The organism is Winogradskya humida (genome assembly GCF_016862215.1).
Classification (GTDB): domain Bacteria; phylum Actinomycetota; class Actinomycetes; order Mycobacteriales; family Micromonosporaceae; genus Actinoplanes; species Actinoplanes humidus.
This window is the reverse complement of sequence record NZ_BOMN01000067.1, coordinates 40,142-66,624: the sequence shown is the minus strand read 5'-3', so window position 1 is coordinate 66,624 and position 26,483 is coordinate 40,142. Positions and strand designations below refer to the sequence as shown.

Below are 26,483 nucleotides of genomic sequence, written 5' to 3'. Positions count from 1 at the left end.
CGGTCGACTGCTAGCCGGCGTACTGATCGGCGCCGCGGCGATACCTGTGCCTGCGGTGGCGGCGGGGGCGTCAGCCGTTGGGGAGAAAGACGAAGCGTCGGTGCAGGCGCAGAGCATTACCCTGATTACCGGGGATGTTGTGCGGTTGGCGCCGGTTGAGGGTGGGAAGTTCGCTGCCTCGGTGACGCCTGCGGCGGGGCGTGAAGGCATCAGTTTCCATACTTTTGAGGGTGATGGCGGGATTCGGGTTGTTCCGTCGGACGCGGTGCCGCTGATCTCGGATGGACGGGTTGATGCGGAGCTGTTCGACGTCGAGCACCTGATCGCTGATGGGTTCGGCGATGCCAGCTCGGCGACTCTGCCGCTGATCGTCAAGGGTGGTGGCACCGCGGGGCTGCGTACCTCGGGGGCCTCTCCCGATATTTCCAGCATTGGTGCCACCGCTGTCAAGCCTGTGAAGAGCAGCTTGGCGGAGTTCTGGAAGAGCCAGAACGGGCAGGCGCGGTTGAGCAGCGCCACCCAGATCTTCCTGGACGGCAAGGTGAAGACGGCGCTCGACAAGAGCACCGCGCAGATCGGTGCGCCGACGGCGTGGCAGCAGGGGCTGGACGGGCGCGGTGTCAAGGTGGCCATTTTGGACACCGGAATTGATGCCACCCACCCTGACCTGGCGGGGAAGATTGCCGGGACGGCGAACTTCAGCAGCAGCCCGGATGTGGTTGACCGGTTCGGGCACGGTACGCATGTGGCGTCGACGATTGCCGGGTCCGGGGCTGCTTCCGGGGGGAGTCGCAAGGGTGTCGCGTACGGGTCGGAGCTGCTGATCGGCAAGGTGCTCGGTGATGACGGGACGGGGTACGAGTCCGAGATCATCGCCGGGATGCAGTGGGCCGTGGGCTCGGGGGCGAAGGTTGTCAACATGAGCCTCGGGGGCGGAGCTACCGACGGGCTCGATCCGATGAGTCTGGCCGTCAACGAGATCAGTGAGGCCAGTGGCGCGCTGTTCGTGGTTGCTGCCGGTAACGAGGGCGCCGATTCGAGTGTGGGGACGCCGGGCGCGGCGACTGATGCGCTGACCGTCGGCGCGGTCGACCGTACCGATCAGATCGCGAGTTTTTCCAGCCGTGGACCGCGGCTCGGTGACCTGGGGTTGAAGCCGGAGATCACGGCTCCCGGGGTGGACATCGTGGCGGCCCGCGCGGCCGGGACCACCATGGGTGAGCCGGTGGACGAGTTCTACACGGCGGCCTCCGGGACGTCGATGGCGACGCCGCATGTTGCCGGGGCGGCCGCGATCGTGGCTCAGCAGCACCCGGACTGGTCCGGTGCGAAGATCAAGGAAGCCCTGGTCAGTACGGCAAAGACGACAACCGGACCCGATGTGTACGCGCAGGGCGCCGGCCGCGTCGACCTCGCTCGCGTGACGACCCAGGCGGTGACCGGGACCCCGATCGCCGACTACGGCGTGCACACCAAGGGGACGGCGCCGACCACCGGGTCGAAGACGATCACGTACTCCAACACCGCCGCGACCCCGGTCACCCTGAAGCTCACCGCCCCCGCGGCCGTGAAGCTGAGCGCCGCCACGGTGACAGTGCCCGCGAAAGCCACGGCGACGGTGACCGCCACGATCGACTTCGCCGCGCAGAAGCCCGGCAAGATCAGCGGCTGGATCAGCGCCACCGCCACCGGGATCACCGTCACCACCGCGGTCGGTGCGGTGCTGGACGGGCCGAGTCACAAGGTCACCGTCAAGGCCGTGAACCGGTCCGGGCAGCCGACCACCGTTCCCGTGCTGGACCTGCGCGGCGACGACAGCCGGTTCGACACGCTGGGCTGGCTCACCCCGGCCGGCGCCACGTACGAGCTGCAGGAAGGCACGTACCTGCTGGACGCGCTCATCGAGGACGGCGCGCCGCTGGACGAGCAGGTCACCTTCGTCACGATCCCCGAGCTGAAGGTCGACAAGGACATCACGGTGCTGGTCGACGCGCGTAAGGGCACGCCGATCACGATCGAGACACCGAAGCCGGCCGAGCAGCAGACGGTGCTCAGCTACTACATCCACCGGACCACCGGGACGGGCCGCAGCATCTCCCACGGTGTCATGCATTTCAGTACGGTTCAGCAGGTCAACGTCTCCCCGACGAAGAAGGTCGCCGAGGGCAGCTTCGAGTTCTCGTCGCGGTGGCAGCTGGTCGCCCCGCGGGTCCAGACGAAGGTGCCCGGGGTCAGCGAGCCGGTCGACGCGAACCTCGTCGGCGAGTCGCCGTGGTTCGACGGGACGAAGAAGTTCCCGCTGGTCAAGTGGGGCACCAAGGACGTACGTGGAAAAGCCGTCCTGATCCCGGGAAGCTGGGAGACCGACGAGAACGAGCAGGTCATCGCCGCAGCCAAGGCCGGCGCGGCAGTCGCCTTGGTGGTGCGGCCTGCGGACCGCAGCGCGTGGACGGTTTTCAATCCGACGATTGTCGAGCGGTTGCCGATCGTCGCGCTGGCTGTCGCGTACGACGATGGTCAGAGGTTGTTGAAGAAGGCGCCCTCGACACTTGACCTGACTTTGACGACTTCCAGCCCGTACCTCTATGACGTTCTTCAGGTTTCCAAGGACCGGATCCCGGAGAAGGTCGTCTACAAGGTCACCACGGCCAACAGCATGCGGATCACGTCCAGCTATGCGGACAACGGCGGCTTCGACTGGGTACGCGAGCAGCGCTTCGGCTGGCGCCCCTGGCAGACCGTCGCGTGGAACGACACGTCGCGCCCGGTCAGGACACCGTCGACCCGCGAGGAGTGGGTCTCGGCCGGCGACTCGGTCTGGCGGCACGCCGTCACCCACGAATACCCGTGGAACACCGAGGGCCCGCTGCTCGACGGATTCCGGGGCGCTACCACGAGCTACAAGGCAGGCACCAAGTCGGAGAAGTGGGGCGGCGCGGTCGTGCGGCCCGCGAACATCGGCTCGTACCGCTCCGGCGACGTGCTGCACCTGCAGGTTCCGGAGTTCGTCGACAGCGATGGCCACTACGAGTTCGCCACGTACGGCGACAATGCCACGGGCACGTTGTCGCGCGACGGCAAGCAGATCGCCGACCTGGCCGGGGGCGTCGGGGACGTCACCACCACGGCCGGGCAGGCGACGTACAAGCTGAAGGTCGGCACGGCTCGCAGCAACGAGGACTGGGTGTACGGCACGCGTACCGAATCGGAGTGGACCTTCACGTCGAAGTCCGAGGGTGACCTGCCGCTTCTCGGGGTGAACTACACGCCGCAGCCGCTCGGCGTGAAACTCGCCTTCTCCGCGAAGCTGAAGTCGCTCAAGGTCGAGGTGTCCACCAACGATGGTGCCGGCTGGAGTCGCGCTGTCGTCATCGGCACGACCGCGGTTGTCCTGCCGGGGCGTACGCCGGTCTCGCTGCGGGTCACCGCTGAGGACACTGCCGGTAACGCTCTCACCCAGACCGTCATCCGGGCCTACGGTCGCAGCTGAGCGAGAAAGGTTGTGTGCAATTTGGTTGTGTGCAATTTAGTTGTGCACAACTAAATTGCACACAACCTCTGCGCCCTGGCGCAAGTGCTGTGCGCCGCAGCGAAAGACCGCGCGCGCCCCGGCCGCGAGTGTTGATCGGGCACGGGGTAGGCGCGGATTTCACAAGGAGTGAGTGGCTCGTGGGCGAGAAGATTCTGTCGGGCAAGGTGGCGCTGGTGACCGGGGGTAGCCGGGGGATCGGCGCGGCGACGGCCCGGCGGCTGGCTTCGCTGGGCGCGGACGTGGTCATCACCTATGTCGCACAGGCGGAGAAGGCGAAGACGGTGGTCGAGCAACTGCGGTCGCAGGGCGTACGTGCCGAGGGCATTCAGGCCGATCAGGCCGACCGTGCCCAGGTGACGGCCATGGTGGACGCGGTCGCTCAGCAGTTCGGCGGGATCGACATCCTGGTCAACAGCGCCGGTGTCTTCCGGCCCGGGGAGCTGACCGACGCCGGGCGCGACGAGCAGGTCGCGATCAACGTGACCGGTGTCGCCGACACGACCTACCGGGCCGTGCGGCACATGCGCGAGGGCGGCCGGATCGTGAACCTGTCGTCCGGCCTTGCCAGCAAGACCTTCGCAGCCGGCATGTCCGACTACGCGGCGACCAAGGCTGCGGTCACGGCGTACACCCGGGGGTGGGCCCAGGATTTCGCCGCCCGCGGGATCAACGTGAACGTGATCGAGTGCGGCATCATCGACACCGATATGGCCATGTCGAAGGATTCCGAGGGCGGCCGGTTCATGCTTCAGGCGGTCATCCCGATGCACCGGTACGCCGATGCCGACGAGGTCGCCGGTGTGGTGGCGTTCCTGGCCGGGCCGGACGCCGCGTACATCACCGGCAGCACCGTTCGTGTCGACGGCGGCGCCCTCGCCTGAGACCTGGCTTCAGAACTCACCGCGGCGGTCGCCGCGGGTCTCGCGGCGCGTGAAGTCGAACTCGCGGCGGTCGCCGCGGGTCTCGCGGGGCGTGTCACCGTACTCGCGGCGGTAGGCGGTGGCGAACGAGGCGTGGCTGGCGAACCCGGACGCGTGCGCGACCTGCGCGATCGAGCGGTTGTCCCAGGTTGAACTGGCCAATCGGGTCCGGGCCAGCCGCAGCCGCTCCGCGCGGATCAGGTCGCGGGAGGTGGTGCCGGCGGTCTGCAGCACGTCCTGCAGATATCGCGCCGACCAGCCCAGCGCCCGGGCGATGCCGGTGATGGAGAGGCCGGGGTCGGCAGCGTGACGGCGGACGTACTGCCTCACCTGCGCCTCGACCTCTTGTCGCTGGGCGGCCGGCGCCGAGTCGCCGGCGCCCTCGGCGACCAGGCAGAGCAGGTCGAGCAGCTGGTCGCAGGCGATGTCGAAGGTTGCCTCGGAGAGGTGTTCCCGCTCCTGTTGGAGGGTGAGCACCGTCTGCCGGATCAGCCGGCCGAGCCCCGCGGTGCCGTCGAAGACCTGCTGATTCCGGGCCGCGGTGGGATTCCGGCGGTGGATCGCGTCACTGGGGAAGATCAGCGCAACTGACTGGAATTCCTCACCGTGGGTGAAGGTCACCGGGCGGTCCACGTCGCACAGCGCGAGAGTGCCCGGCCGGATCTCGCCCGCGGCTGCGGCCTGCTCCACCTGGGCGCTCCCGGCGGTCGGCACCAGCAGCTCGAACACGCCGCGCGGGTCTGTCCGGATGTGCCGCCGCTCCCGCACGAACTCCTCGCGGACGTTGCCGCAGAGCGCGATGCCGTACGACCGTGACCGCTGCCACTCCAGCCGCCCCGCCCACGGGCCGGCATCCGTAAGGGTGACCCGGCTCTCCCCGTGCAGGTCGATGAACGCTTCCCGCCAGGCATCGGGCGTCGGTGTCAGACCACGCTCGTTCCAGCGATACATGCCAGAACAGTAGCCAACCCCTGACGAGGCCGACCGCTAGGCGTTCGGGGCTGAGAGCCAGCCCCGGCGGGCGGCCTGGAAGGCGAGGCCGGTGCGGGTGTCGACGCCGGCGAGGTCCATGAGGCGGTCGAGGCGGCGCTGGACGGTTCGTTTGCTGACGCCGAGGTGGGTGGCGATGGACTTGTCCGGCATTCCGGAGACGAACAGCGACAACAGCAGGACCTCGGACTGTTGCAACTCGGCGCGCGGCGTCTCTCCGACGAGAGGCGTCGCGCGTTCCCAGTAGCTTTCGAAGAGGGCGACCAGGGCGTCGAGGAGTTCGCTGGAGCGGATCAGGGCGGCGGTCGGTTCGCCGAAGCCGCGGGACTCGTCGGGCACGAGCGGGCAGATCGCGAGGGAGCGGTCGGCGATTGCCAGGCGTACGGGGAGGGTGGGGAGCGTGCGGGACTCCTCGCCGGCGGCCATTGATTCGAGGATGCTCTGCAGCTCGCCGGGTTTTTCGAGCAGTTCGCGTTCGTAGATCGCGCGGTATTTCACGCCGCGGCCGAGCGCCGAGTTCTCCTCGGCGTTCTCGGGTCCGGCCATCGCGAGCGGGTTGGCTCGGCAGAACCAGAGGATCTCCTCCTGGGCGGCGTCCTGCATCGCGCGCAGCCGCTGTCGCAGGACCTGCGCGCCGACCACGATCTCGACGAGATGTTCTGAGCTGCGCCGGCGGGTGTGGTTGCGGTAGTCCTCGCTGAGGGCGGCCACGGTCTGGCGCGCGTTCTCGAGCGTCTGTTGCCGGCGCAGGAGCACGTCGCCGAGTGCGACGTCCGGCGGCAGCGGGTGGTAGATCGGCCCGGCGCCGGCCAGCCCTTTGGTGCGCAGGCCTTCCAGGACCGCCGCTGCCTCGGCGGGTGACATCGCGTCGTGCGCGGCGAGGTCGTCGGCGCCGGCTCCGCCGAGCCGGACGAGCAGGCGGTACGCGTGCTGCTCCGCTTCCGTCAGCACGCCGAGATCGGGCTCCATGCGGCAACTCTACGAACACACCCGCCCGGCGATCACATTCTGGTGGCCGATCAAGCTGCTACCTTCACTTTGAGTAACCGTGATCTAACTGGAGGAGGCGCAGATGCCGACATCCGCACGGATAACGGTCGCGGCTGCCGCAGCCGTGGCCCTGAGCACCGTGGCTGTGCCGACGACCGCGGGCGCGGCGCCTGTCGAGCGGGCCGTGGTTGCCGTCGCTCCGGAGACCGACGTCGTACCCGACAGCTACGTGATCCTTCTGAAGCAGGACGACACCGCGGTCAAGACCCAGGCCAGGGCGCTCGCGAAGAAGCACGGCGGCAAGGTCCGGCAGACCTATTCGCATGCCGTACGCGGATTCGCGGCGACGATGACCGCCAAGCAGGCCGCGAAGATGGCCGCCGACCCCGCGGTCACCGCCGTGCAGCCGAACATCGTGCACCACGCGAGCACCACGCAGACCGATCCGCCGTCGTACGGACTCGACCGCATCGACCAGCGCACCCGGCCGCTCAGCACGACGTACACGTATTCGACATCCGCGTCGAACGTGCACGCGTACATCATCGACACCGGCATCCGCACCACGCACGCGGACTTCGGCGGCCGTGCGACCAGCGGGTTCGACGCGATCGACGGCGGTGCGGCCGATGACTGCAACGGTCACGGCACTCACGTCGCGGGTACGGTCGGGGGCAGCTCGTTCGGGGTCGCCAAGGGCGTACAACTGGTGGCGGTCCGGGTGTTGAACTGTGAAGGCAGCGGCACGACCGCGCAGGTCGTCGCGGGGATCGACTGGGTGACGGCGAATGCGGTCAAGCCCGCGGTCGCCAACATGAGCCTCGGCGGCGGACCGGACCCGGCCCTCGACGCCGCCGTCAGCCGCTCGATCGCCGGCCGCGTGAGTTACGCGATCGCGGCCGGCAACGGCGGACCGCTCGGCCTCCTCCCCCTGGACGCCTGCACCCAGTCGCCGGCCCGGGTTCCGGCCGCCCTCACCGTCTCCGCCGTCGACAACACCGACCAGAAACCGAGCTGGGCCAACCGCGGCACCTGCGTCGACGTCTTCGCACCCGGCCTCACCATCACCTCGGCCTGGATCACCGACGACAACGCGACCAGGACGATCAGCGGTACGTCCATGGCCGCCCCGCACGTGGCCGGCGCGGCGGCGCTCTACCTGGCGAAGCACCCGGCGGCGACCCCGGCGGACGTGCACGCGGAGATCGTGTCCGCCGCGACCCCCGGCGTCGTCGCCGGCCCGGGCGCCGGAACCCCGAACCGGTTGCTCTACACAGGAGCGTTCTGACCCTCCCCGTCACCCGAACGAAGGACCCTGCGCCGCGGCCGGATCGTCAGATCATGCAGCTCACGGGCGATCTGACGGCTCCGGTCCGGTCCCGTTGAGGTGGCCGCGGTAGGTACCCGGTGACAGCATGTGTCTATGCGTTACGGCCACCGAAAGGAACCCCGCAACACCCACCGAGAAGACCCCCGGGAGCGGCAGTCCTGGTTCGAGCCCCGGGCCCGGATTCCCGCGCCGCGCCGCCGTCCGCAGTTGCCCGACCGTCCGCAGCAGCGCCGGGTCTCCGAATGGGCCGCCGCCCGCTGCGACGAGATAGCCGGCGACGTGGCCCGTGGTGGACTGTGGCGTTTCACCGAAGTGGTTGCCGACGTGCTCTACCCGGGGGTCGGAGTGGCGGTCGCCGCGGCGCAGCGGGCCACCAAGTGGGGGCCGGAACTGGTCGGCCTCAACGACGAGCGCGGCTCCGACGTGAAGATCGGCCTGGTCGGCTCCGAGCAGCTCGGCCTCTGGACGATCTTCCGCACCCGGCTCGGCCAGTCCGACCCCGGCCCGCGCCCGGCCTGGTGCACCGAACTCCCGATCGGCCCGGTCGGCGCCGAAGGGGTACGCCGCGAATCCACGATCATCTCCGGCATCGAGGACGCCAAACCCGCCGACGTGGCCGGCCTGCTCCTGACCCCGCCCACAGCCGCCGCCGGCACCCGGCTCCTCGCCCGCGTCGACGTCCGCCTCCGCTCCGGCGTCCTCGCGGTCGACCCCGGCGACGGCCGCTGGCAACGCCGGATGTTCTTCACCGTCGTCTTCCCCCCGAGCCGCGGCAACACCCACCACGAGCACTACCGCGTCGTCTGCCCAGCCTGCGGCGGCCGCCGCCTCGCCCAGTTCCGCGGCTTCGACGTCTGCTCCGACTGCGGCTGGCTGGACCACCAGACCTGACCGCCCACGCCGGCCAGACCTGGCGCCCGACCTGGCAGAACCGGTCAAACGCCCAGGCCGGACTTGAGCGCGTCGGCATAGCGCATCTGCAACGGGCGTGGGTCGAGGCCGAGTAGGTGGAGCAGCTCGTGGTGCTGGGAGTTGGCCATGGACTGCTCGGATGTCAGGTTGGCCCGCACGGCGGGCAGATCGACGTCGCCCGGGGCGAAGGGTGCGAAGACCTCGGGGTCGGCGCCGTATGCACCGGATGGGGGAGTTGCGTCGAGGGGGTAGATGCGGCCGAGATGGTCGACCTGGATCTCGTTGTCGTCGTCGTCCCAGTCCTGCTCGACGAGTTGCTGTTTGTTCAGGTAGTCGTGGAATGCGCGGCCCTCGCGGAACAGGCCGGCCACCAGGACGTCGGAGTCGAAGACGCTGAAGGCGGCGGCCAGTGCGCCGGCCGGGCGGCTCAGCAGGCGGGCGAGATCGTCGGTGGGGGCCCAGCCGTTCTCGTCCTCCGGCACGACGGCCCAGCGCTGCTCGCCGACCGGGATCACGACCGCCCGCTGCCCCGACCCGGCCACCGCGGCGCGCACGTCGTCAAGCGCGCCGGTAGCGAGAATCGTCTGATAAGTGCTGCCCATGATCCCGGACCCTACGGGCCGGGTCCGACAAGAAAGCACAGCGAGAAGCCCGGGCCCGGTCCAGCGAAAGGACCAGGCCCGGCCCCCGAGTGCTATGCCGCTGCGCGGTGGCCCGCCGCCCGCGAGGTGAACGTCCCGCGCCCACTCGTCCGGCTGCGCAGCTGAGTCGCGTACCCGAACAATTCAGCGAGCGGAACGAGCGCGGTCACCGTACGTGCCGATGAGTTGATGATCTGGCCGTGCCGCGCGGCAAGATCACCGAGCACGGCACCGAGCGCGTCCTCCGGCGCACTCACCGTGACCTCCGCGACCGGCTCGAGCACCACCATCTCGCAGGCCTGCAGCGCCGCCCGCAGCCCGAACCGCCCGGCCGCGCGGAACGCCATCTCCGACGAGTCCTTGGAGTGCGTGGCACCGTCGGTGAGGGTGACCCGCAGCCCGGTCACCCGATGCCCGCCGACCGGACCTGCCCCGAGCGCTTCCCGGCAGCCGGCCTCGACCGCGCGAACGTACTCGCGTGGCACCCGCCCGCCGGTCACCGCGGACTCGAACTCGAAGTCACCCTCCGGCAGGGGAGCGACATCCAGTACGACGTGGGCGAACTGACCCGCGCCGCCGTCCTGCTTGACGTGCCGGTGAACGAATCCGGTCACCCCACGCACGATGGTTTCGCGGTAGGAGACCTGCGGCCGGCCGACGGTGACAGCCAGGCCGCTGTCGGTGCGTACCTTCTCCACGGCGACCTCGAGGTGCAGTTCGCCGAGGCCGGACAGCAGGATCTGCCCGGTCTCCGGATCGGTGCGCACGACCAGCGACGGATCCTGCTCAGCGAGGTACGCCAGCACGGTGGACAGCCGCTGCACGTCGGTGTTGCTGCGCGCCTCGACCGCCACCGAGACGAGCGGCTCGGCCGTGCGGGGTTCCTCGAGCAGCACCGGGTGCTCGCGGGTGCAGAGGGTGGTCCCGGCCGTCGCGGCCTTCATCCCGGTCAGGGCGACGATGTCGCCGGCTTCCGCCTGCTCCACCGCGGTGTACCGGTCGGCCTGGATGCGCAGGATCCTGGCAATTCGCTCGGTACGCCCACCGCGCGCATCCCACACCACGTCCCCCTTCCGCACAGTCCCGTCGTAGATCCGCACGTACGTCAGCCGCCCGAGCCTGCTCGCCTGCACCTTGAACACCAGAGCCGCCAGATCACCGCTCGCGTCGCCACCGGGCCCGGGGCGGGACAGGTAGTCGACCGCGGCGTCCAGCAGCGGCTCGATGCCCTTGTTCCGGTACGCCGACCCGCACAGCACCACCACGATCCCGCCGCTGTGCGTCAACTCCTGCAACGCCAGTCGCAGGGTGCCATCGGAGACGTTCCCGAGCTCCCGCAGCGCTCCCTCGTGCCGTTCCGCGACGGCTTCCTCGAGCGCTGTACGCGCTGTCAGTGCCTGGGCCGACCGGGCCGGCCGGGTGCGCAGGACACCGTCCGCCCACGTCAGCTCGCGCATGGCGACGAGATCGATGACGCCTTCGAAGCCGTCCTCGCGCCCGATCGGCAGTTGCACCGCGAGCGGGGTGACACCGAGCCGGTCCCGGATCGAGGTGAGCACCGCGTCGAGGTCGGCCCCGGCGCGGTCGAGCTTGTTGACGAAGGCGATCCTCGGTACGCCGTACCGGTCGGCGGCCTGCCACACGGACTCGCTCTGCGGTTCGACGCCCGCCACCCCGTCGAAGACGACGACAGCGCCGTCGAGCACCCGCAGCGAACGCTCGACCTCGTCGGAGAAGTCGACGTGCCCGGGGGTGTCGATCAGGTTGATCCAGTCGCCGTCCCACTCGAACGTGACCGCGGCCGCGGAGATGGTGATGCCGCGGTCACGTTCCTGCGGGTCGAAGTCGGTGACGGTGGTCCCGTCGTGCACCTCGCCACGTTTGTGGGTAGCGCCGGTGGCGTACAGGATGCGTTCGGTCAGGGTTGTCTTGCCGGCGTCGACGTGGGCGAGGATGCCGAGGTTGCGGACACGCATGATGATGATCTTTCGAGCTTGATCCGACGGTGGACAGCGCCCGCCCGCCCGTTCCCCTGTGCGGGGTAACGGTCAGGAACGTCCAGCTCCGGTGGCGCACCCGGAGCCGGGCACGCGGGACACGAGGATCAGCTCGAAACGCGACGCGGGGATGACGAGGTCGATGCGGTAACGCATGGCCTGCCCCCTTCGCTCGCGGTGATGATCGAAGGGTAGGCCGCCGGGTCCGGAGACCGCACGGCATTTACGCCTGGAAGCATGAAAAAACCGGCTCCGGGACCTTGCGGGTCACCGGAGCCGGTCTAGAGGTTCGCTTGAACTTGGCCCTGCAGTATTAGTCCTGTGAGAGAGACAGGGACACGCGGAGGGGGTCAGGAGATGGAAACGCTCGAGACGCCAGAAAAATCGCCGCTGTCAGCACGGTAGGACACAACAGAGTAAGAAGAGCCCGCGACAACGGAAGAAGAGGACAGCGAGAGCTGTTCGGTCGCGGTGCCGGTGACAAGGCCGAGACGGTCCAGGAAGTGGGTCTCCCCCGCGGAGGCGCCCTCGACCATGATGAAGGCCTGAACAGAGACCGATCCCGCCGGCGCGACAACCGAATACGAGCTGGTCACCCAGCCGGAAGCGGAATCCACGGCAGCCTTGTTGGACGTCGCGAGACGCGTGACTTTGCCATTCGCGTCGGTAAAGGTGAGACCCGCGCGGACAACCCGGCCGGTCGACGAAGCCTGGAAAGACGCCACCGAGGTGTACGTCGTGCCGGCGGTGACCGTCGACTTGCGACCCGTCACGTTGATCTGGCCCGCCGAAGTGGCCGTCAGCGCCAGCGAAGAGCCGCCGATCGCACCCGACGACGTGTTACGGGCGATCTTCGTGGTGGAACCGGCCGTCCAGGCGGAAACGCCGGAAACCGACTCCAGGCTCGCCGCGTCGTCGTCCATCAGGTTCGCGGGGACCGCCGAGCTGCCGACCGGAAGATCCGCGATCTGCTTGCCGTCACGGAAAACCTTGTAACCCGCGACGGTGTTGACCCCGGCGTAGGACTCGGTCCAGGTCAGCGAGTTGCTGTCGGCTGCGAGACCGGTCGCCCCTTCCGGAGCCAGCGCTGCCGTACGCACAGCAGCGCCGACAATCCCGGAAGTCGTGTTCTTCTCCCCGTTAGGGCCGGTCAGCACCGTGCCGGACGGCGCGGACGACTTGCTGCGGGCGCCGAGGTGCACGCCGTACCACGTGGTCGGCTTGGCCTGGTCGTCGACGATCGTGTTGCCGTAGATCGCGTCTCCGGTGCCCACCGACAGCGCGATCCCCGAGGTGTCGACGCGGCCCGCACCCGTGTTGTACTCCGTCGACCCGCCGAAGCCGGCGTCGACGACCCGGTTGCCCGTGATCGAGTCGGCGGTGGTCTTCACGTCCTGGTTGCCGTACACGAGGATGCCGGACTGCCGGGACCGCTCGATGACGTTGTCCCGGACGACGTTGTTGCCGCCGGCCCGGACGTAGTGGTCCCCGCTGTCCCCGCTGTCATCGCTCAGGCTGCCCAGGGTGCCGTAGGTTCCGTCGGCGTCGAGGTAGTCGCTGTAACCGATGGCCACCCCGACGGTGTACGAGTCGAGGATCCGGTTGCCCGCGATCAGGTTGTCCCGCGGGTTCGTGATGTCCTTGTTCGGCGCGACGTGCGTGTAGTTCGCGTTGGAGGTCAGCACGATGTGCGCGCCCTCCAGCGTGTTACCGGTCGCCTGCGCCTGCGTGAGCCCCTCGAAGTACATGTTGCCGTACTCGTTGACGCCCCGGGCCGCCGCGACAGCCGGCCTGGTGTGCACGACGTTGTTCCGCACCGTCGTCCGGACCGAGTTGACGAAGTCGAAGCTGTTGCCCCGGATCGTCGCGTCGAACTGGTTGTTCTCGATGACGACCCCGTCGTTCCGGCCGCCGCCGATGTTGTCCTCGTCGCCCGACTCGGCGCCACCCCAGTTGTCGAACCGGTTGTCGACGATGCTGACGTTCTTGACCTGCGACACCCACAGCTTGAAGTACTCGAGGTTCGTGAACCGCACCTGGCGTACGGTCCAGTTGTCCCCGGCCTTGATCCCGCCGCCGGTGTTCGTGCTCGCCCCCAGCGCCGACCGGAAGTCACAGTCCACACCCGGCTGTCCCGGCAGATCAGCGGCGGTCGCCGAACCCGCGTCGGTCCGGCAGTTCCCGTTGACGGTCAGGTCGGCGACGAGGTTCGTGCTGCCGGCCTCCTTCGCGTCAGCGGGACGCACCAGGAACCCGAAGCTGAAGTTCTTCCAGTTCACCGTCGGATCCATGACCAGGCTCGTGGCCGTGATCCCGGCACCGCGCAGGTTCACGTTCACCGGCAGCGCCAGACCCTTGGTCAGCCGGTACGTCCCGGCCCGCAGCAACACCGTCGCAGTAACCGGAGCCGACGTCACCGAGCCGTCAGCCGCGACCACCGCGGAGCGCGTACGAGAAGCAGCCGAAGCCACCGCCTGCGAAAGCGACGTGTAATCGTCAGCGGCCCCGCCCTTGGGCGCGGCAGCCACAACACAGGTCGAATCGGCCGCACAGTCCGCGAACGTCATCGCGGCCGGGCTCACGCTGGAAGTCAGCGAGTAGGCCGGCGCAGCAGACGACACCGCGGCGGACGCGGCATACGCGGGGGCAGCTGCCATGGCTGCGAACGCAGCCGGCAACGCCACCGCGGCGGCGATGACAGCCACCCTCAGGCGGACGGTATGGGACAGGCGCATCAGTTCTCCGGGGGTTGCGGTCTCGGTGCGATTCGGGGTGCGAATCGGGTGCAACCGTAAGAGAAGCCGCCTTCCGCCGGCCTCCACCAAAGGGTCGATTAGAGACTTGCCCGATCGGCGGCCCACGCTCAAACCGCAGCATTTGTGACAGATGCCACTTGCCCGACTTGCGCTATTCGCGGGGTTGCGCTGTGTGGTCAGGCTCGGATTTCGGAAAGACCGCTTCCGGCCCTGCGCTGGGGACCTGATTGTCTATGACCCGATTCTCTACACCGTCATAGAGGCTGCGCCGGACCAGCAACGCACCGCACCCGAGAACAAAGACCACCGCGATCACCCCGAGCCGCGCCCAGGGAACATCCTTCAGCCGCCGGTCCAGGCCGATGGAGACACTGGGGGAGGTGGAAGCATGGTGGGGTGACTCGTCGTTTTGCGCTTTGGCAGGCTGATCTTGATGGTGGGCTCTGTGCTGTGCCCGAGGAGAGTCTGGAGGCTCTGGCGGGGCGGGAGCGGATCTCGTTCGTGCTGGAGCATCAGGAGCCGGGTGGGGGCAAGACCCGGAAGGTTTTCGAGACCGTGCTCCGGGAGGACATCGAGTGGCAGTTCACCGAGATCGAGTGGCCCGGTGATGTGCGGGCCGGGGTGCTGGTGAGTGTGTCGTGGCATGCGCAGAAGCAGGAAGTCGTCGCGCGGACGACGTCCCTTGAAGAGCCGGTTCGGGTCGACGGGGTGGACTTTTTTCACGAGTATGACCCGAAGGTGGTCACCCGGGAGTTCGAGGCGGGGAAGTCGAACCGGGGTCAGGTGATGTTCGCGGTACGGCGGCAGGGGCGCATTTTCCCCGATGGGAGCGCCGTGCTCGACGAGGCCACGTTGCCGGCGCAGACGAAGTCGCTGGGCCGGGGGGCGAAGGGGACGTTTTTCCGGGATCAGGCTGTTGAGCAGCTGATTCGCGAGGGCTACCTCACTCGCGTGCCGGGCAGTGTCGACGCGCACGGCTATCCGTCGTATCCGGCTGTCGAGGGGCAGAAGGAGGCGGAGATGCTGTTCTACGCGCCGATGCTGGAGGAGGTTCCCGATCCGGAGGACCCGGATGCGCAGGAGCGGCGGGACCACTGGGTGAACGGGTTTGTGCGGAAGCTGCCGCCCGGGGCGCAGCCTTCCGAGAAGCAGCTGGAACTGCACGAGCGGGCTGTCGAGAGCGCTCAGCTCGACGACAGCCCGCTCGCACCGGGATACACCTTCGTGAAGAAGCACCACCGGACCTGAGGTCAGGCGAAGCTGAACGTCACCCCGTCGCTGGTGCCACCGGGGGTGGTCACCGTCAGGGGTGCCGACGTGCCGGCCGCGCGGGCCGGGATCGAGACCTTGAGCTGGGTGTCGGAGATCTTGGTGAAGCCGAGCGTGGCCGTGCCCAGCATGACCTTCGTGACGCCGGCGAAGCCCGTGCCTGTGATGGTCACCGGGGTGGCGGCCTTGGCCGAGCCGGTGGTGACGCTCAGCGAGGTGATGGCAGGCAGTGGCGGGGCGTTGTAGGTGAAGGCGGTGCCGGCGGCGGAGATTCCGCCCGGCGTCGTGACCTGGATGTCCACCGGGCCGGCGGCGTGGATGGGCAGGGTCAGTTTGAGCTGGGTGTCGGAGACCTTGGTGTACGGGGTGACCACGCCGCCGACCGTGACCTTCGTGGAGTCGGTGAAGCCGGTTCCCGTCACGACGATCGGGGTGCGGGCGTTGGTCAGGCCGTTGTCCGGGCTGAGGGTGCTGATCTCCGGGGTCGGCGGGGCGGCGTAGGTGAAGGTGCCGCCCGTGCTGACGCCGCCGGGGGTGGTGATCACGATGTCGACGGGGCCGGCTGCATGGACCGGGAGGGTCAGCTTGAGCTGCGTACCGGAGACCTTCGTGAAGGAGATCTGCTTGCCGTCGGCGGTGACCTTGGTGGCACCCCCGAAGTCAGTTCCGGTGAGTACGACCGGAGCTGTCTTGTAGGTCAGACCGGTGGCCGGGGTCACGGCGGTGACGACGGGGGCGGGCGGGAGCGCGTACGTCAGCTGGCCTGCGGGGTTGCTCGTGCCGTAGGTGTTGGTGACGGTGACCGGGTAGGTGCCGGCCGGGCGGACCGGGGTGGTGAACGTCAGCGACGTCGGGCTGAGCACCTTGGCGGGCGCGGTCATCGTGCCGATCTTGACGCTGGTGACGCCGGTCAGGTCCGTGCCGGTCAGCGTGACCGTCTGGCCGCCGATCGTGGTGACCGCGGCCGGGTCGAGCGTGCTGACGCCGGGAGCCGGGGGCACGTACGTGAACTTGCTGGCGGTCGACACCGCGCTGGTGCCGGTGGAGTTGGTGACGGTGATGTCGACCGGGCCGGCCGCGTGCGCCGGGGCGGTCGCGATGAGCTTGGTGACGCCGCCGACGACCGTCGGGGTGAAGGAGGCTGCCGTGTCACCGAACTTGACCGAGGTCGCGCTGGACAGGCCGGAGCCGGTGATGGTGACCGCGGTGCCCCGGGCCGCCTTGTTCACCGACAGTGCCGCCACCGTCGGGGCGAGCGCGAGCGGTGTCGACGGGGTGGTGATGCCACCGACCGCGAACGCGCTGGTCGCCTGTTTGGTCACGAAGGCCCAGGAGATCTTGGCGTCGCCGCCGTTGCCCCAGTACGGGCCCCACGAGTTGCGGATATAGATGCCCTGCGCGTCGTAGCCGTACACGGCGATCATGTGGCCGCCGAGGTTGGAGCCGGTGGTGGTCGAGTAGAGGCTGTGCGTACGCAGGTACATGAAGTCCTGGTAGACCGGCATGCCCATCGCGACCGGGGTGCCCGAGGCGAGCGCCTGCATGATCGCGGACTGCGCGCCGGCACCCTGGTTGTTGCCGTTGAACAGCCGGGTGAAGTTGCTGACCTTGTAGTTCTTGGCGTTGTCCATCTCCGCCTGGGTGGGCGCCGACTGCCAGTTCGTGGTGCCCTGCCAGTAGTCGTCCTGGGTGTCGATGCCGGTGCTCTTCGCGTTGGCCAGCACGTAGTCGGCGATCAGGCCGGACTTGGGGGCGCCGCCCTTCGCGACGTTGGTCATGTACATGTACAGCGGGGCGTACGGGGCACCGGAGCCGTTCGTCCGGTTCGACCAGTAGCCCATGATGCTGTAGCCGATGCTCCACGCGACACACGCGCCGATCTGGCCCTGATCGCCGACGGCGGGAGCGTATTCGCGCAGGTCCACGCTGGCCGGCAGCACCTCCTGGGCGCGCAGCCCGACACGGGCCACCGTCCGGCCGGGGCCGGGCAGCAGGTCACCGACGGCGTGCGGGTAGGTCCTCGTGCGGGTGGCAGCCTCGGCGGGCAGGGCCGGGAGCAGCGCGGGGAGGGCGGTCAGAACGGCCGCGGCCAGCACCAGCCGGCTCCGATTCAGCGCGTGGGGCGTCAGGCGCATCCGTGGTCCTCCTCAGGATCATGACAAGGCTCGCCTCATCGGCACGGTGACCGGCGGGTTGAGGAAAACGTGACCGGTGGGGATAGCGTTGCGGCCGTGTGGAGCAGCCGGGCATCAGCAGCGACCGTGGTTCTGGCACTGACCGGCGGTCTGGCGGCGTGCTCGACCCGCCCTCCGGCGACGCCGATCGCGGCCCCGCCTCCGTCCTCGCCCCCGTCCTCGTCGGCGGCGAGCGCATCTCCGGCTCCGGGTGTGTCTCCGACCAGGGCAGACTGCGTCTCCAAGACCTTGGCGGGCCTGTCGCGCGAGGAGCGGGCCGGGCAGTTACTGATGATCGGTACGCCCGTAGATGCGCCTCGCCCCCTCGCCCGCGACATCGACGCCCTGCACCTCGGCGGCGTGTTCCTGGCCGGGCGCAGTACCCGGCCGGCGTCCGCCCTGCGCGCCGACATCGCCGCGCTGACCAGGGCCGGTGACATCCCCGCGCTGGTCTCGCTCGATCAGGAGGGCGGCAGCGTGCAGACGCTCAAGGGCCCGGACTTCCCGCTCCTGCCCTCGGCGCAGCGCCTCGGCACAAAATCACAGACAGAACTGCGCGGCACCGTACGCGAGAGCGCGCGTCGCCTGGACGCGATCGGCATCACGCTCAACCTGGCACCGGTGGCCGACACCGTCCCAGACGACGTCGGCGCGGCGAACCCGCCGATCGGGGCGTTCCGCCGGCAGTACGGCTCGGACCCCGCGAAGGTGGCCGAGGACATCGCCACGGTGGTCCCGGCGTCGCAGGACCAGGGCGTACTGACCGTGTTGAAGCATTTTCCGGGGCTGGGCCGGGTCCGCGCGAACACCGACGTGTCCAAGGACGTCGTCGACGCGCAGGCGGACGCCGCCGACCCGTACCTGCAGCCGTTCGTCGCCGGGATCAAGGCGGGCTCGGCCGCGGTCATGATCTCCTCGGCCCGCTACCCGAAGCTCGACCGCTCGAACATCGCCGCCTACTCGAAGCCGATCGTCACCGGCCTGCTGCGGGAGCGGCTCGGCTTCCAGGGGATGGTGGTCTCGGACGATCTGGGCGCGGCGGACGCGGCGGCGATCGTGCCGGTCGGCGAGCGCGCGGTCAAGTTCGTCGCGGCCGGCGGGGACCTGGCGCTGACGATCCGGCCGCAGGACGCCGAGCCCATGGCGGCGGGCCTGATCGCCGAGGCGGGCAGGTCACCCGAGTTCGACGCCCGGGTGACCGACGCCGCGCGGCACGTCCTGACGGTCAAGGACCGCGCCGGTCTGCTGCACTGCTGAGACTGTTCACATCGGTCTGCTAGACATCGATGATCATCCCTCGTCGATGGGAGACTCCCCATGTCTCGAAACGATCTGTCCCGGCGCTCCCTGCTGCTCTCCGGCGGTGCGGCCGCCCTCGGCGCGGCAGGCCTGCTCACCGGCGCGACCCCTGCCGGTGCCGCAGCCGCCGAGGATCCGGCGGTCACCCCGACGGCGGCGCTCGGACGGCTGCTGGCCGGTAACCGGCGCTTCGTCGCCGGGCACGCCCGCCACCCGCACCAGGGTCTGCAGGACCTGCACGACCTTGCCACCGGCCAGCACCCGTTCGCCATCACCATCGGGTGCGCCGACTCACGGGTCTCCCCGGAGGTGCTCTTCGACCAGGGGCTCGGCGACATCTTCGACAACCGGGTCGCCGGCAACATCGTCGACGACCTGCTGCTGGGCAGCATCGAGTTCGCCGTCGAGGAGTTCGGCAGCCCGCTGATCGTGGTGCTCGGCCACGAACGCTGCGGCGCGATCAACGCCACCATCAACGCGATCACTTCCGGCGGCACCGCCCCCGGCCACATCGGCGCGATCGTCGACGCGCTGCGCCCGATCGTCGAACCGGTCCTGAGCCACCCGGGCGACGTCATCGACAACGCCGTCCGCGCGAACATCGAGGCCCAGGCCGCCGAGCTGGTCCGGCGCAGCGCCCTGATCGCCGAGCACATCGCCGCCGGCCAGGTACGCGTCGTCGGCGCCCGCTACGACCTCGACAACGGCCACGTCACCCTGCTCTGACGACCCTGCTCTGACGACCCTGCTCTGACGACCCTGCTCTGACGACCCTGCTCTGACGACCCTGCTCTGACCGGGCCTGCTCTGACCGGGCCTGCTCTGACCGGGCCTGCTCTGACCGGGCCTGCTCTGACCGGGCCTGCGGTCCGGTGAGTCGGGGAGAGCCGGCTCACCGGCCGGTTCACCAGCCGACCGGGCCGCTGACGTCGAAGAAGGTGCCGCTGGGGCCGTCAGCCGGGATGGTGGCGGCCCGCACGACGACCTTGGCGCCCTCGGACGGGTGCTGCCCGGCGCCGGTGCTGCCGTTCATGTCGGTGTCGTTGTAGCCGGGGCACACGGAGTTGACCTTGATCGGCGTATCGCTGAGCTCGACGGCGAGCTGCCCGGTGAGCGCGTTCAGGATGGTCTTCGACGTGGAGTAGGCGTAGCTGCTGCCGTACTGTCCCAGCGGGTTACCCGGGGACACCAGCGTGGAGACCGACCCCATCGTGCTGCTGACGTTCACGATTCGCCCGGCCGGCGCCTTCTGCACGAGCGGCAGGAACGCCTGGGTGACCCGCAGCGTCCCGTAGAAGTTCACGTCCAGCGTGCGCCGGATCGTGTCGGTGCTGATGGTGCTGGCCGGTCCCTCTTCGTCCCCGAGCGCCACGGCCGCGTTGTTCACCAGCACATCGAGGGCGCCGGTCGTGTCGCTGACGTGTGCCGCGGCGGCGTTGACGCTGTCCGCGTCGGTCAGGTCGAGGCTGACGAATCGAACGTCTCCCTCCCCGGCCAGTTTCTGCGCCGCGGCCTCGCCACGGGCCTGGTCCCGGGCTCCCAGCCAGACGGTGAAACCCTGCTGCGCGAGCTGGCGCGCGGTCTCGAATCCGATGCCCTTGTTGGCGCCTGTGACGAGCGCCGTCTTCTTCGTAGTGGTCATGGAATCGATCGTCGTACCCCGGAGCGGTACGATCCATAACGTGGAATCCGCAATATCTTACGCATCGTCCAGCGCTGCATCGTCCAGCGCTGCATCGTCCAGCGCTGCATCGTCCAGCGCTGCATCGGCCGGTGTTGCATCGGCCGGTGTTGCACCGTCCAGCGGCATATCGGCCGGCGCTGCATCGGCCGGGGGCATGGCGTCCGCCGGTGTGGCGCCGCTCGGGCACGATGATCCGATCGCGGCGGCCATCGGCCTGCTCCGGCCGCGCACCGTGGTCGAGGCCGGGCTCCACGCCGCCGGGTCGTGGGCGGTGCGATACGACGCTTTCCCGCACGTGAAGATCGGGGGCGTCGTGCGGGGTGAATGCTGGCTGGCCATCGACGGGCACGAGCCCGTGCTGCTGCGCGAGGGTGACATCTTCCTGCTGACCAACCCGTCGTCGTACCTCATGGCCAGCAGTCTCACCGCGCCGACGCAGGCCGCGGAGCAGTTGTGGGAGACCGCCTCGAACGGCGTGGTGCGGATCGGGCCCGAGGCGGACGAGGACACGTACCTGTGCGGGGGTTATTTCTGGTTCGACGCGTCCAACGCGTCGCTGCTGATCGACGTTCTGCCGCAGCTCGTGCACGTCCCTGCCGCCGATCCGCGTAACAAGCAGCTCGCGTACGTCACCGAGATGCTGAACGCCGAGGTCGAGCACAACGCCGCCGGCAGTTCCCTGGTCATGGACCATCTCGTGCAGATCCTGTTCGTCCATGCCCTGCGCGCCCACGCCGAGCGGACCGACCGGCCCGCCGGCTGGCTCGGCGCGCTCAACGACAACGGCATCGGTGCGGCGCTGCGCGCCATGCACGCGGACGTGGCGCGCCGCTGGACCCTCAAGGAGCTCGCCGGGATCGGCCGGATGTCCCGTTCGGCGTTCGCCGCGGCCTTCAAGGACCAGGTCGGGTCCGCACCCCTGGAATACCTCATCGAGTGGCGGATGAAGCTCGCCCGCGACGCCCTGTGCCGCAACTCCCGATCGATCTCCGAACTGGCAGCCGCGACGGGCTACGAATCCGAGAGCGCCTTCAGCACCGCGTTTCGCCGGGTGGTCGGCTTCTCACCCAAACACTTCCGCGACGGCTGTGCGACCCGGGTTGCGAACGGCGGGGTTGCGAACGGCAGGGTCGCAGACGGCAGGGTCGCGAACGGCAGGGTTGCAAACGGGTAGTGGGTTTCACTCAAGCCGGGTCCGGCGCGGACGATAGTCCGCGACGTGACCGCCACGAGCATTGCCAAGCCCCCCGTCACGGCCGCGGCCGTGCAGGTCGCGGCGCTGCTCGACCAGGCCGAGGAGGCCCGGTTGCGCGGTGACTACCGGGCCGGGTCGGAGCTCGCGCGGCAGGCGGCGAAGCTCGCCGGGGTCTGTGGTGACGGTGCCGGCGAGGCCGCCGCGCTGCGGTCGATGGCCAATCAGCTGATCCGGCTCGGCGAGCAGGAGGCCGCGGTCACCGCGTGCCGGGAGGCCGTCGCCGTGCTGGAGACGCTGCGCGACGACGCCGGGATCTGCGAGGTCCTCACCGTGCAGGCGATGCCGCTCAACGGGCTCGGCATGCACGAGGAGGCCCTCGAGGCGCTGGCGCGCGGCCGGGAGATCGCCCAGCGGCTCGGTGACCGGGACCTGCTCTACTGGGTGCACAACCGCACCGGCGTCGTGCACGGCAGCATGGGTAACCGCGAGCAGAGCACCGATTATCTGATGCGGGCCCTGAGCATGGCCGAGGGCATGGACGTCGAGGCGCGGTTCTGCATCCTCAACAACCTCGGCGACAACGCGGTCTACCAGGTTCCGCGGCAACGGGCCAACGGCGACGCGGAGGGCGCGGGGGAGACGCTGCGCAACGCGCTCGGATATGTCGACGAGGCGCTGCGGCTGGCCCGCGCGGCGCGGCACCCGTTCCGGGAGTCGATCTGCCTGGACAACTACGGGATGCTGCGGGCGCTCGATTACGACTTCGAGGCCGCGGACCGGATGATCGAGGACTCGCGGGCGATCGCGGCCATTCACGGGTACCGGTCGCTGGAGTCGGCGGCGCTGCAGCACCAGGCTCACGTACGCCTCATGCGCGGCGAGTGCGCGAAGGCGATCGAGGGGCTGCTCGAGGCGCTGGACCGGGCCCTGGAGGCGGGCGAGACGCCGATGGCGATGGAGATCCACCGGGAGCTGTCCGAGGCGTACGAGCAGGTCGGCAACTTCGCGGCGGCGCTCGGCCACTACAAGGCGTACCACCTGCTGGAACGGACCGCGCACAACGACGTGGCCGCAGCCCGCGCCCGGATGGCCGTGCACCAGTTCGAGTTGGACAACGCGCGGCTGGAGGCCGAGCTGGCCCGGGTCCGCAGCGCCGAGCTCGAGGTGGCGACGCTGAGCTGGCAGCGCCAGGCGACCGAGGACTCACTGACCGGGCTGCCGAACCGCCGCTTCGCCGAGCTGCGCCTGCCGGAGATGGTGGCCTCGGGTGGCCCGCTCTGCGTGGCGATCGCCGACGTGGACCTGTTCAAGGGCGTCAACGACCGCTTCGGCCACTTCGTCGGTGACGAGGTGCTGCGCCAGATCGCCGCCGTGCTGCGCGACAACGTGCGCGACCTCGACCTGGTGGCCCGGCTCGGCGGCGAGGAGTTCCTGATCGGTCTGGACGGCGTGGACTTCGAGGACGCCCGGGCGCGGTGCGAACTGCTGCGGGCTCAAGTGGCCGCGTACCCATGGGAGGGTCTGCAGCCGGGTCTGAGCGTGACCATCAGTCTCGGCCTGGCCATCGTCCGCGCCGAGGAGGACCTGCCGGCGGCGATGATCCTGGCGGACCGCCACCTCTACGAGGCCAAGCGCGCCGGCCGTAACCAGGTCGGAGCTTAGCCGTAACCATCGGATGCGTCCTGGCGAGCGCGCACGTCAGGAAGCCGACAACAGGCATCACCGGGCTCCGGCCAGGCCTCTTGTCCCTGGGCGCGCCGAGGGGGACGCGTCCCGCCGCCCGCCCGGCATCCGGGCGGGCGGTCGTGCGTCTGCCATCATGTCCGAATGCTTCAGGTTGGCCGGGTGCTTCGCAGTGTTGTCACCGTCCTTGCCGTCGCCGCCTTCGCGGGCTGCTCCTCGGACGACACACCGGAGCCCGACAAGAACGTCATCAGCGTCGACACCATGCGTGCCGCCCTCCTCAAAGCCGCGGACATCGGCCCGACCTGGAAAGACCCGGGCGAGTCGGCGGCACCCGCCGAGCTGGTCAGCATCTGCGGCGCCGACACGGCGGCGGCCGCGGTGCCCGGCAAACCGTCGCCGGTCTCCGCGACACTGTCCGACGAGGGCACCGGCGGCGTGCAGAGCCTGACCCAGCACGCCCTGGTCTACGACGACGCGATCTCGTCCGCGACGGCCCTCGCGACCCTGCGCGCGGTCGCCGACGCCTGCCCGCCGAGCGTGCAGAAACCGGCGAAGACCGGCGACCGCGACGAACCCGCGTACACCGAGACGGCGAAGACCACCACGCTCGGCCAGGGCGCCTGGAACGGCTTCGTCACCCTCCGCAACAAGCAGTACGACAAGGCCCACGCCGCCACCGCGGACATCGCCGTCGTCGCCCTGACCCGCGACAACGTCCTGCTCGTCGACCAGTACGCCATCTACCGCCTGGGCAAGTCCGGCGCCAGCGCCAACCCGGAATTCTCCAACGACTGGCAGAAACTGGTCGGCTCCACCCTCAGCCGCGTGAAGTAGTCAGCGTGCCTTCCCGGCCTTGAGCATGGTGACCGACTTCTCGATGCGCCGGGCCCGGGTCTCCGCGGTCTTCGCCCCGGTCACCTGCAGCACATGCCAGCCCTTGTTGCTCGCGGACAGGCCGTCCCAGAACGCCTTCGCCTCCGGGACGGCCTCCAGCGCCGCCGCCAACTCCGCCGGCACCTCGACCTCCCGCGGCGCGGCATCCAGCACGACATCCACGTCATGCACCTCCCCGGCGGCGATCCCCGCCGCACCCCGGCGCTCAGCACTCACCCCGAGCCAGTAGGCGCCGCCCATCTTCGCGATCGACCCCCGCCACTCGTACCCGTTGACCGTCACCACGACCTTGGGACGACCCCCACCACCCAGCTCCGCCACGACATCGTCGCCGACCCGGAATCCGGTGGTCGTCCCGCCGGTCGCCTGCAGTTCCCCTCGAAACCTCATCCCCCGATCTTCCCGGAGACCCGGCCGCGGCACGCCCGGCCCGCCCGCGAACTACCGGATCAGAGGACACCCGCGAACCGCAGGAAGTCGGCGATCGAGTTGACCGGGCTGCCGTCCGGGAATCGGACGCCGTCGACCGGGGACCAGCTGGTCTGGTTCAGGTAGGAGGTCCGGTCGAAGCGGACCTGGCCGATGATGGTCTCGGCCACGATGCGGCTGCCGACCGCGCCCAGCGTGTTGCCCTGGGCCTTGACCTCGGATTCGCGCAGGACGTAGAACCACAGCGGCGTCCTCGCGTCGAAGCCGTTGTCCTTGATGACCTTCTGCAGGGCGGTCGGGCCCTTGTCGGGGTCGGCGATCCGGCCGACGACCTCGTCAGGGGTCAGCGGCGTGATGCCCAGTTCCTCGGCGACGGCCTGGCCGGTCGGCAGCGCGAGCCGGTAGCCGCGCAGCAGATTGCGCCGGGCCAGCTGTTTGAGCAGGGTCAGCACGTCCGGGCCGTCGTTCTGACCGGCCGTCTGGTTCACCATGTCGGACAGCGGGAGCGCCAGGTGGGTGTCGATGCGGCGGGCGAACCGGTCGGCGAACAGGCTGTCCTTGTCCACGAAACGGTTCCACTCGGCCGCCCAGTTGGTCGGCAGGGTGTCGTTGCCGCCCAGGTCGCCCGTGCCGGTGAAGATGAACATGAACCGGAACGGGGCGTTCGGCAGCAGGTTGTTGCCGGGCCGGCCGAAGTTGCGGTTCCAGTCGTAGACCCCGCGGACCATGCTGTGGCCGAACCGGTAGGCCGCCACCGAGAATTCCAGCGGCATGTACGGTTTCGCGGCGCCGGTCAGCCCCAGCAGGTCGTCGCCGTCGTTGCCCAGCACGAAGTCCACGGTCTCCGGCCCGGTCACCGTACGCAGGAAGTCGTGGATGGTCAGCCACTGGTACGTCCACCGGGTCAGGTCCCGGGCGCGCAGGAACACGTCGCTCAGGCCGGTGCGCTGGGGCTCGTTCGCGCGTACCCAGTCGACCGTCGCATTGTGGAAGCGCAGGAAAGCCACGTGCAGCTGGGCCACGATGAGGTTCTCGTCGTTGCGGGCGTCGCCGACCAGCGGCACCTTGTCCGCACGCCGGGGCAGGTCGCGGGCCATGTCGTCGACCGGCGGGATGAGCACGCCCGCGTTGACCGTGGTCAGCTGCCCGAGACTCAGCTTGGCCCGGTCCTCGACCTGGTAGGGCACCTCGATGCGGTCGGGGTCGTCACCCGGCGCCACGAACGGGCCGTCGCCGTACACCGAGTCGAGGTTCAGGGCCGGGTTCCGGGCGTTCTTGAGCAGGTCCTTGACCAGCGCCGGGTCGAGCGGTGGCAGGTGGGTGTCGCGAATGCTGATCTTGCTGTCGTTGTCCGTGGCGGCCGTCAGGTCGTGATCGACGAACTGCCCGTAGTACGTGTAGATCGGCGGGATCGGCGAGCTGCGATCATCGGCCGGGGGTTCCTGGTCGATCATCGCGTCACCGAGTTGGTTCAGCCCGGCCACCGTTGCCGCCACCTCGGCGTCGCTGCCCGCCGGCAGATGCTTGTCGGGCTTGCCGACGAGATCCTTGAACAGGTAGTCGAAGTCGGTGGTACCGATGTAGTGATCCTTCGCATCGGCGCCCCGGGCCTGCGAATCCTGAACCACCTCGCTCAGTGGCGTCCAGCCGGCTTCCTTGAGCTCATCCACGTCCGGCGCGTTGTCGGCGATGGCGTGCCCGCCGTGCCTCAGACCGGTGATGATCCGGCTTACCTCACCGCTCCGCTTCATGTGCGGCTCCTCGTCTGCTTGTACGACGTCTTCG

19 protein-coding genes are annotated in these 26,483 nt (G+C 69.4%); 10 read left to right on the top strand and 9 right to left on the bottom strand.

What is annotated here, in order from left to right; translation table 11 throughout:
- Window positions 1-265: 265 nt before the first annotated feature.
- Complete coding sequence (locus Ahu01nite_RS26305) at window positions 266-3,490, top strand: S8 family peptidase (protein ID WP_239159147.1); 3,225 nt, start codon at window positions 266-268, stop codon at window positions 3,488-3,490.
- 179 nt (window positions 3,491-3,669) lie between these two features.
- Window positions 3,670-4,413 carry an SDR family NAD(P)-dependent oxidoreductase gene (locus Ahu01nite_RS26300; protein WP_203839304.1) on the top strand — a complete coding sequence of 248 codons (744 nt, stop codon included), beginning with the start codon at window positions 3,670-3,672 and terminating at the stop codon, window positions 4,411-4,413.
- A 9-nt stretch (window positions 4,414-4,422) separates the two neighbouring features.
- On the opposite strand, the gene Ahu01nite_RS26295 is transcribed toward Ahu01nite_RS26300, so the two are convergent.
- On the bottom strand, window positions 4,423-5,403 hold the full coding sequence (locus tag Ahu01nite_RS26295; RefSeq protein ID WP_203839303.1) for an AraC family transcriptional regulator: 981 nt from the start codon (window positions 5,401-5,403) through the stop codon (window positions 4,423-4,425).
- 36 nt (window positions 5,404-5,439) lie between these two features.
- On the bottom strand, window positions 5,440-6,411 hold the full coding sequence (locus tag Ahu01nite_RS26290) for a helix-turn-helix domain-containing protein (protein ID WP_203839302.1): 972 nt from the start codon (window positions 6,409-6,411) through the stop codon (window positions 5,440-5,442).
- Window positions 6,412-6,514: 103 nt separating this feature from the next.
- On the opposite strand from Ahu01nite_RS26290, the gene Ahu01nite_RS26285 reads away from it, so the two are divergent.
- Both Ahu01nite_RS26285 and Ahu01nite_RS26280 read left to right on the top strand, forming a co-directional pair.
- Window positions 6,515-7,720 carry a S8 family peptidase gene (locus tag Ahu01nite_RS26285; protein WP_203839301.1) on the top strand — a complete coding sequence of 402 codons (1,206 nt, stop codon included), beginning with the start codon at window positions 6,515-6,517 and terminating at the stop codon, window positions 7,718-7,720.
- Between the two features lie 135 nt (window positions 7,721-7,855).
- On the top strand, window positions 7,856-8,653 hold the full coding sequence (locus Ahu01nite_RS26280; RefSeq protein WP_203839300.1) for a hypothetical protein: 798 nt from the start codon (window positions 7,856-7,858) through the stop codon (window positions 8,651-8,653).
- A 44-nt stretch (window positions 8,654-8,697) separates the two neighbouring features.
- On the opposite strand, the gene Ahu01nite_RS26275 is transcribed toward Ahu01nite_RS26280, so the two are convergent.
- The 3 genes from Ahu01nite_RS26275 to Ahu01nite_RS26265 all read right to left on the bottom strand — a co-directional run bounded on the left by Ahu01nite_RS26275 (window position 8,698) and on the right by Ahu01nite_RS26265 (window position 14,047).
- A complete protein-coding gene (locus Ahu01nite_RS26275) occupies window positions 8,698-9,276 on the bottom strand; it encodes a hypothetical protein (RefSeq protein ID WP_203839299.1) in 579 nt (192 codons plus the stop codon).
- 92 nt (window positions 9,277-9,368) lie between these two features.
- A complete protein-coding gene (fusA, locus tag Ahu01nite_RS26270; RefSeq protein ID WP_275411783.1) occupies window positions 9,369-11,297 on the bottom strand; it encodes an elongation factor G in 1,929 nt (642 codons plus the stop codon).
- 365 nt (window positions 11,298-11,662) lie between these two features.
- Window positions 11,663-14,047 (bottom strand): right-handed parallel beta-helix repeat-containing protein, encoded by a 2,385-nt coding sequence (locus tag Ahu01nite_RS26265; protein ID WP_203839297.1) that lies wholly within the window; start codon window positions 14,045-14,047, stop codon window positions 11,663-11,665.
- Window positions 14,048-14,518: 471 nt separating this feature from the next.
- On the opposite strand from Ahu01nite_RS26265, the gene Ahu01nite_RS26260 reads away from it, so the two are divergent.
- A complete protein-coding gene (locus Ahu01nite_RS26260; RefSeq protein WP_239159146.1) occupies window positions 14,519-15,316 on the top strand; it encodes a hypothetical protein in 798 nt (265 codons plus the stop codon).
- 2 nt (window positions 15,317-15,318) lie between these two features.
- On the opposite strand, the gene Ahu01nite_RS26255 is transcribed toward Ahu01nite_RS26260, so the two are convergent.
- Window positions 15,319-17,472, bottom strand: coding sequence for an IPT/TIG domain-containing protein (locus Ahu01nite_RS26255; protein ID WP_203839295.1), 2,154 nt, complete (start codon window positions 17,470-17,472; stop codon window positions 15,319-15,321).
- Between the two features lie 252 nt (window positions 17,473-17,724).
- Here Ahu01nite_RS26255 and Ahu01nite_RS26250 point away from each other — a divergent pair, with 252 nt between their 5' ends.
- The gene (locus Ahu01nite_RS26250) at window positions 17,725-18,768 is read left to right on the top strand and encodes a glycoside hydrolase family 3 N-terminal domain-containing protein (RefSeq protein WP_239159145.1); all 1,044 of its coding nucleotides are present in this window, start codon (window positions 17,725-17,727) and stop codon (window positions 18,766-18,768) included.
- A gap of 60 nt (window positions 18,769-18,828) precedes the next feature.
- Window positions 18,829-19,536: a carbonic anhydrase gene (locus Ahu01nite_RS26245; protein ID WP_203839293.1), complete on the top strand. Its 708-nt coding sequence runs from the start codon at window positions 18,829-18,831 to the stop codon at window positions 19,534-19,536.
- Window positions 19,537-19,714: 178 nt separating this feature from the next.
- On the opposite strand, the gene Ahu01nite_RS26240 is transcribed toward Ahu01nite_RS26245, so the two are convergent.
- Complete coding sequence (locus Ahu01nite_RS26240; protein WP_203839292.1) at window positions 19,715-20,452, bottom strand: SDR family oxidoreductase; 738 nt, start codon at window positions 20,450-20,452, stop codon at window positions 19,715-19,717.
- 196 nt (window positions 20,453-20,648) lie between these two features.
- On the opposite strand from Ahu01nite_RS26240, the gene Ahu01nite_RS26235 reads away from it, so the two are divergent.
- The 3 genes from Ahu01nite_RS26235 to Ahu01nite_RS26225 all read left to right on the top strand — a co-directional run bounded on the left by Ahu01nite_RS26235 (window position 20,649) and on the right by Ahu01nite_RS26225 (window position 24,209).
- Window positions 20,649-21,668, top strand: coding sequence for an AraC family transcriptional regulator (locus Ahu01nite_RS26235; protein ID WP_203839291.1), 1,020 nt, complete (start codon window positions 20,649-20,651; stop codon window positions 21,666-21,668).
- A 45-nt stretch (window positions 21,669-21,713) separates the two neighbouring features.
- Entirely contained in the window at window positions 21,714-23,351 is a 1,638-nt protein-coding gene (locus Ahu01nite_RS26230; protein WP_203839290.1) for a GGDEF domain-containing protein, read from the top strand.
- 165 nt (window positions 23,352-23,516) lie between these two features.
- Window positions 23,517-24,209, top strand: a complete 693-nt coding sequence (locus tag Ahu01nite_RS26225; protein ID WP_203839289.1) for a hypothetical protein — start codon at window positions 23,517-23,519, stop codon at window positions 24,207-24,209.
- Here the strand turns inward: Ahu01nite_RS26225 and Ahu01nite_RS26220 are convergent, their stop codons facing one another.
- Window positions 24,210-24,659: a YdeI/OmpD-associated family protein gene (locus tag Ahu01nite_RS26220; protein WP_203839288.1), complete on the bottom strand. Its 450-nt coding sequence runs from the start codon at window positions 24,657-24,659 to the stop codon at window positions 24,210-24,212.
- 59 nt (window positions 24,660-24,718) lie between these two features.
- Window positions 24,719-26,449: a peroxidase family protein gene (locus Ahu01nite_RS26215; protein ID WP_203839287.1), complete on the bottom strand. Its 1,731-nt coding sequence runs from the start codon at window positions 26,447-26,449 to the stop codon at window positions 24,719-24,721.
- Between the last annotated feature and the right edge of the window lie 34 nt (window positions 26,450-26,483).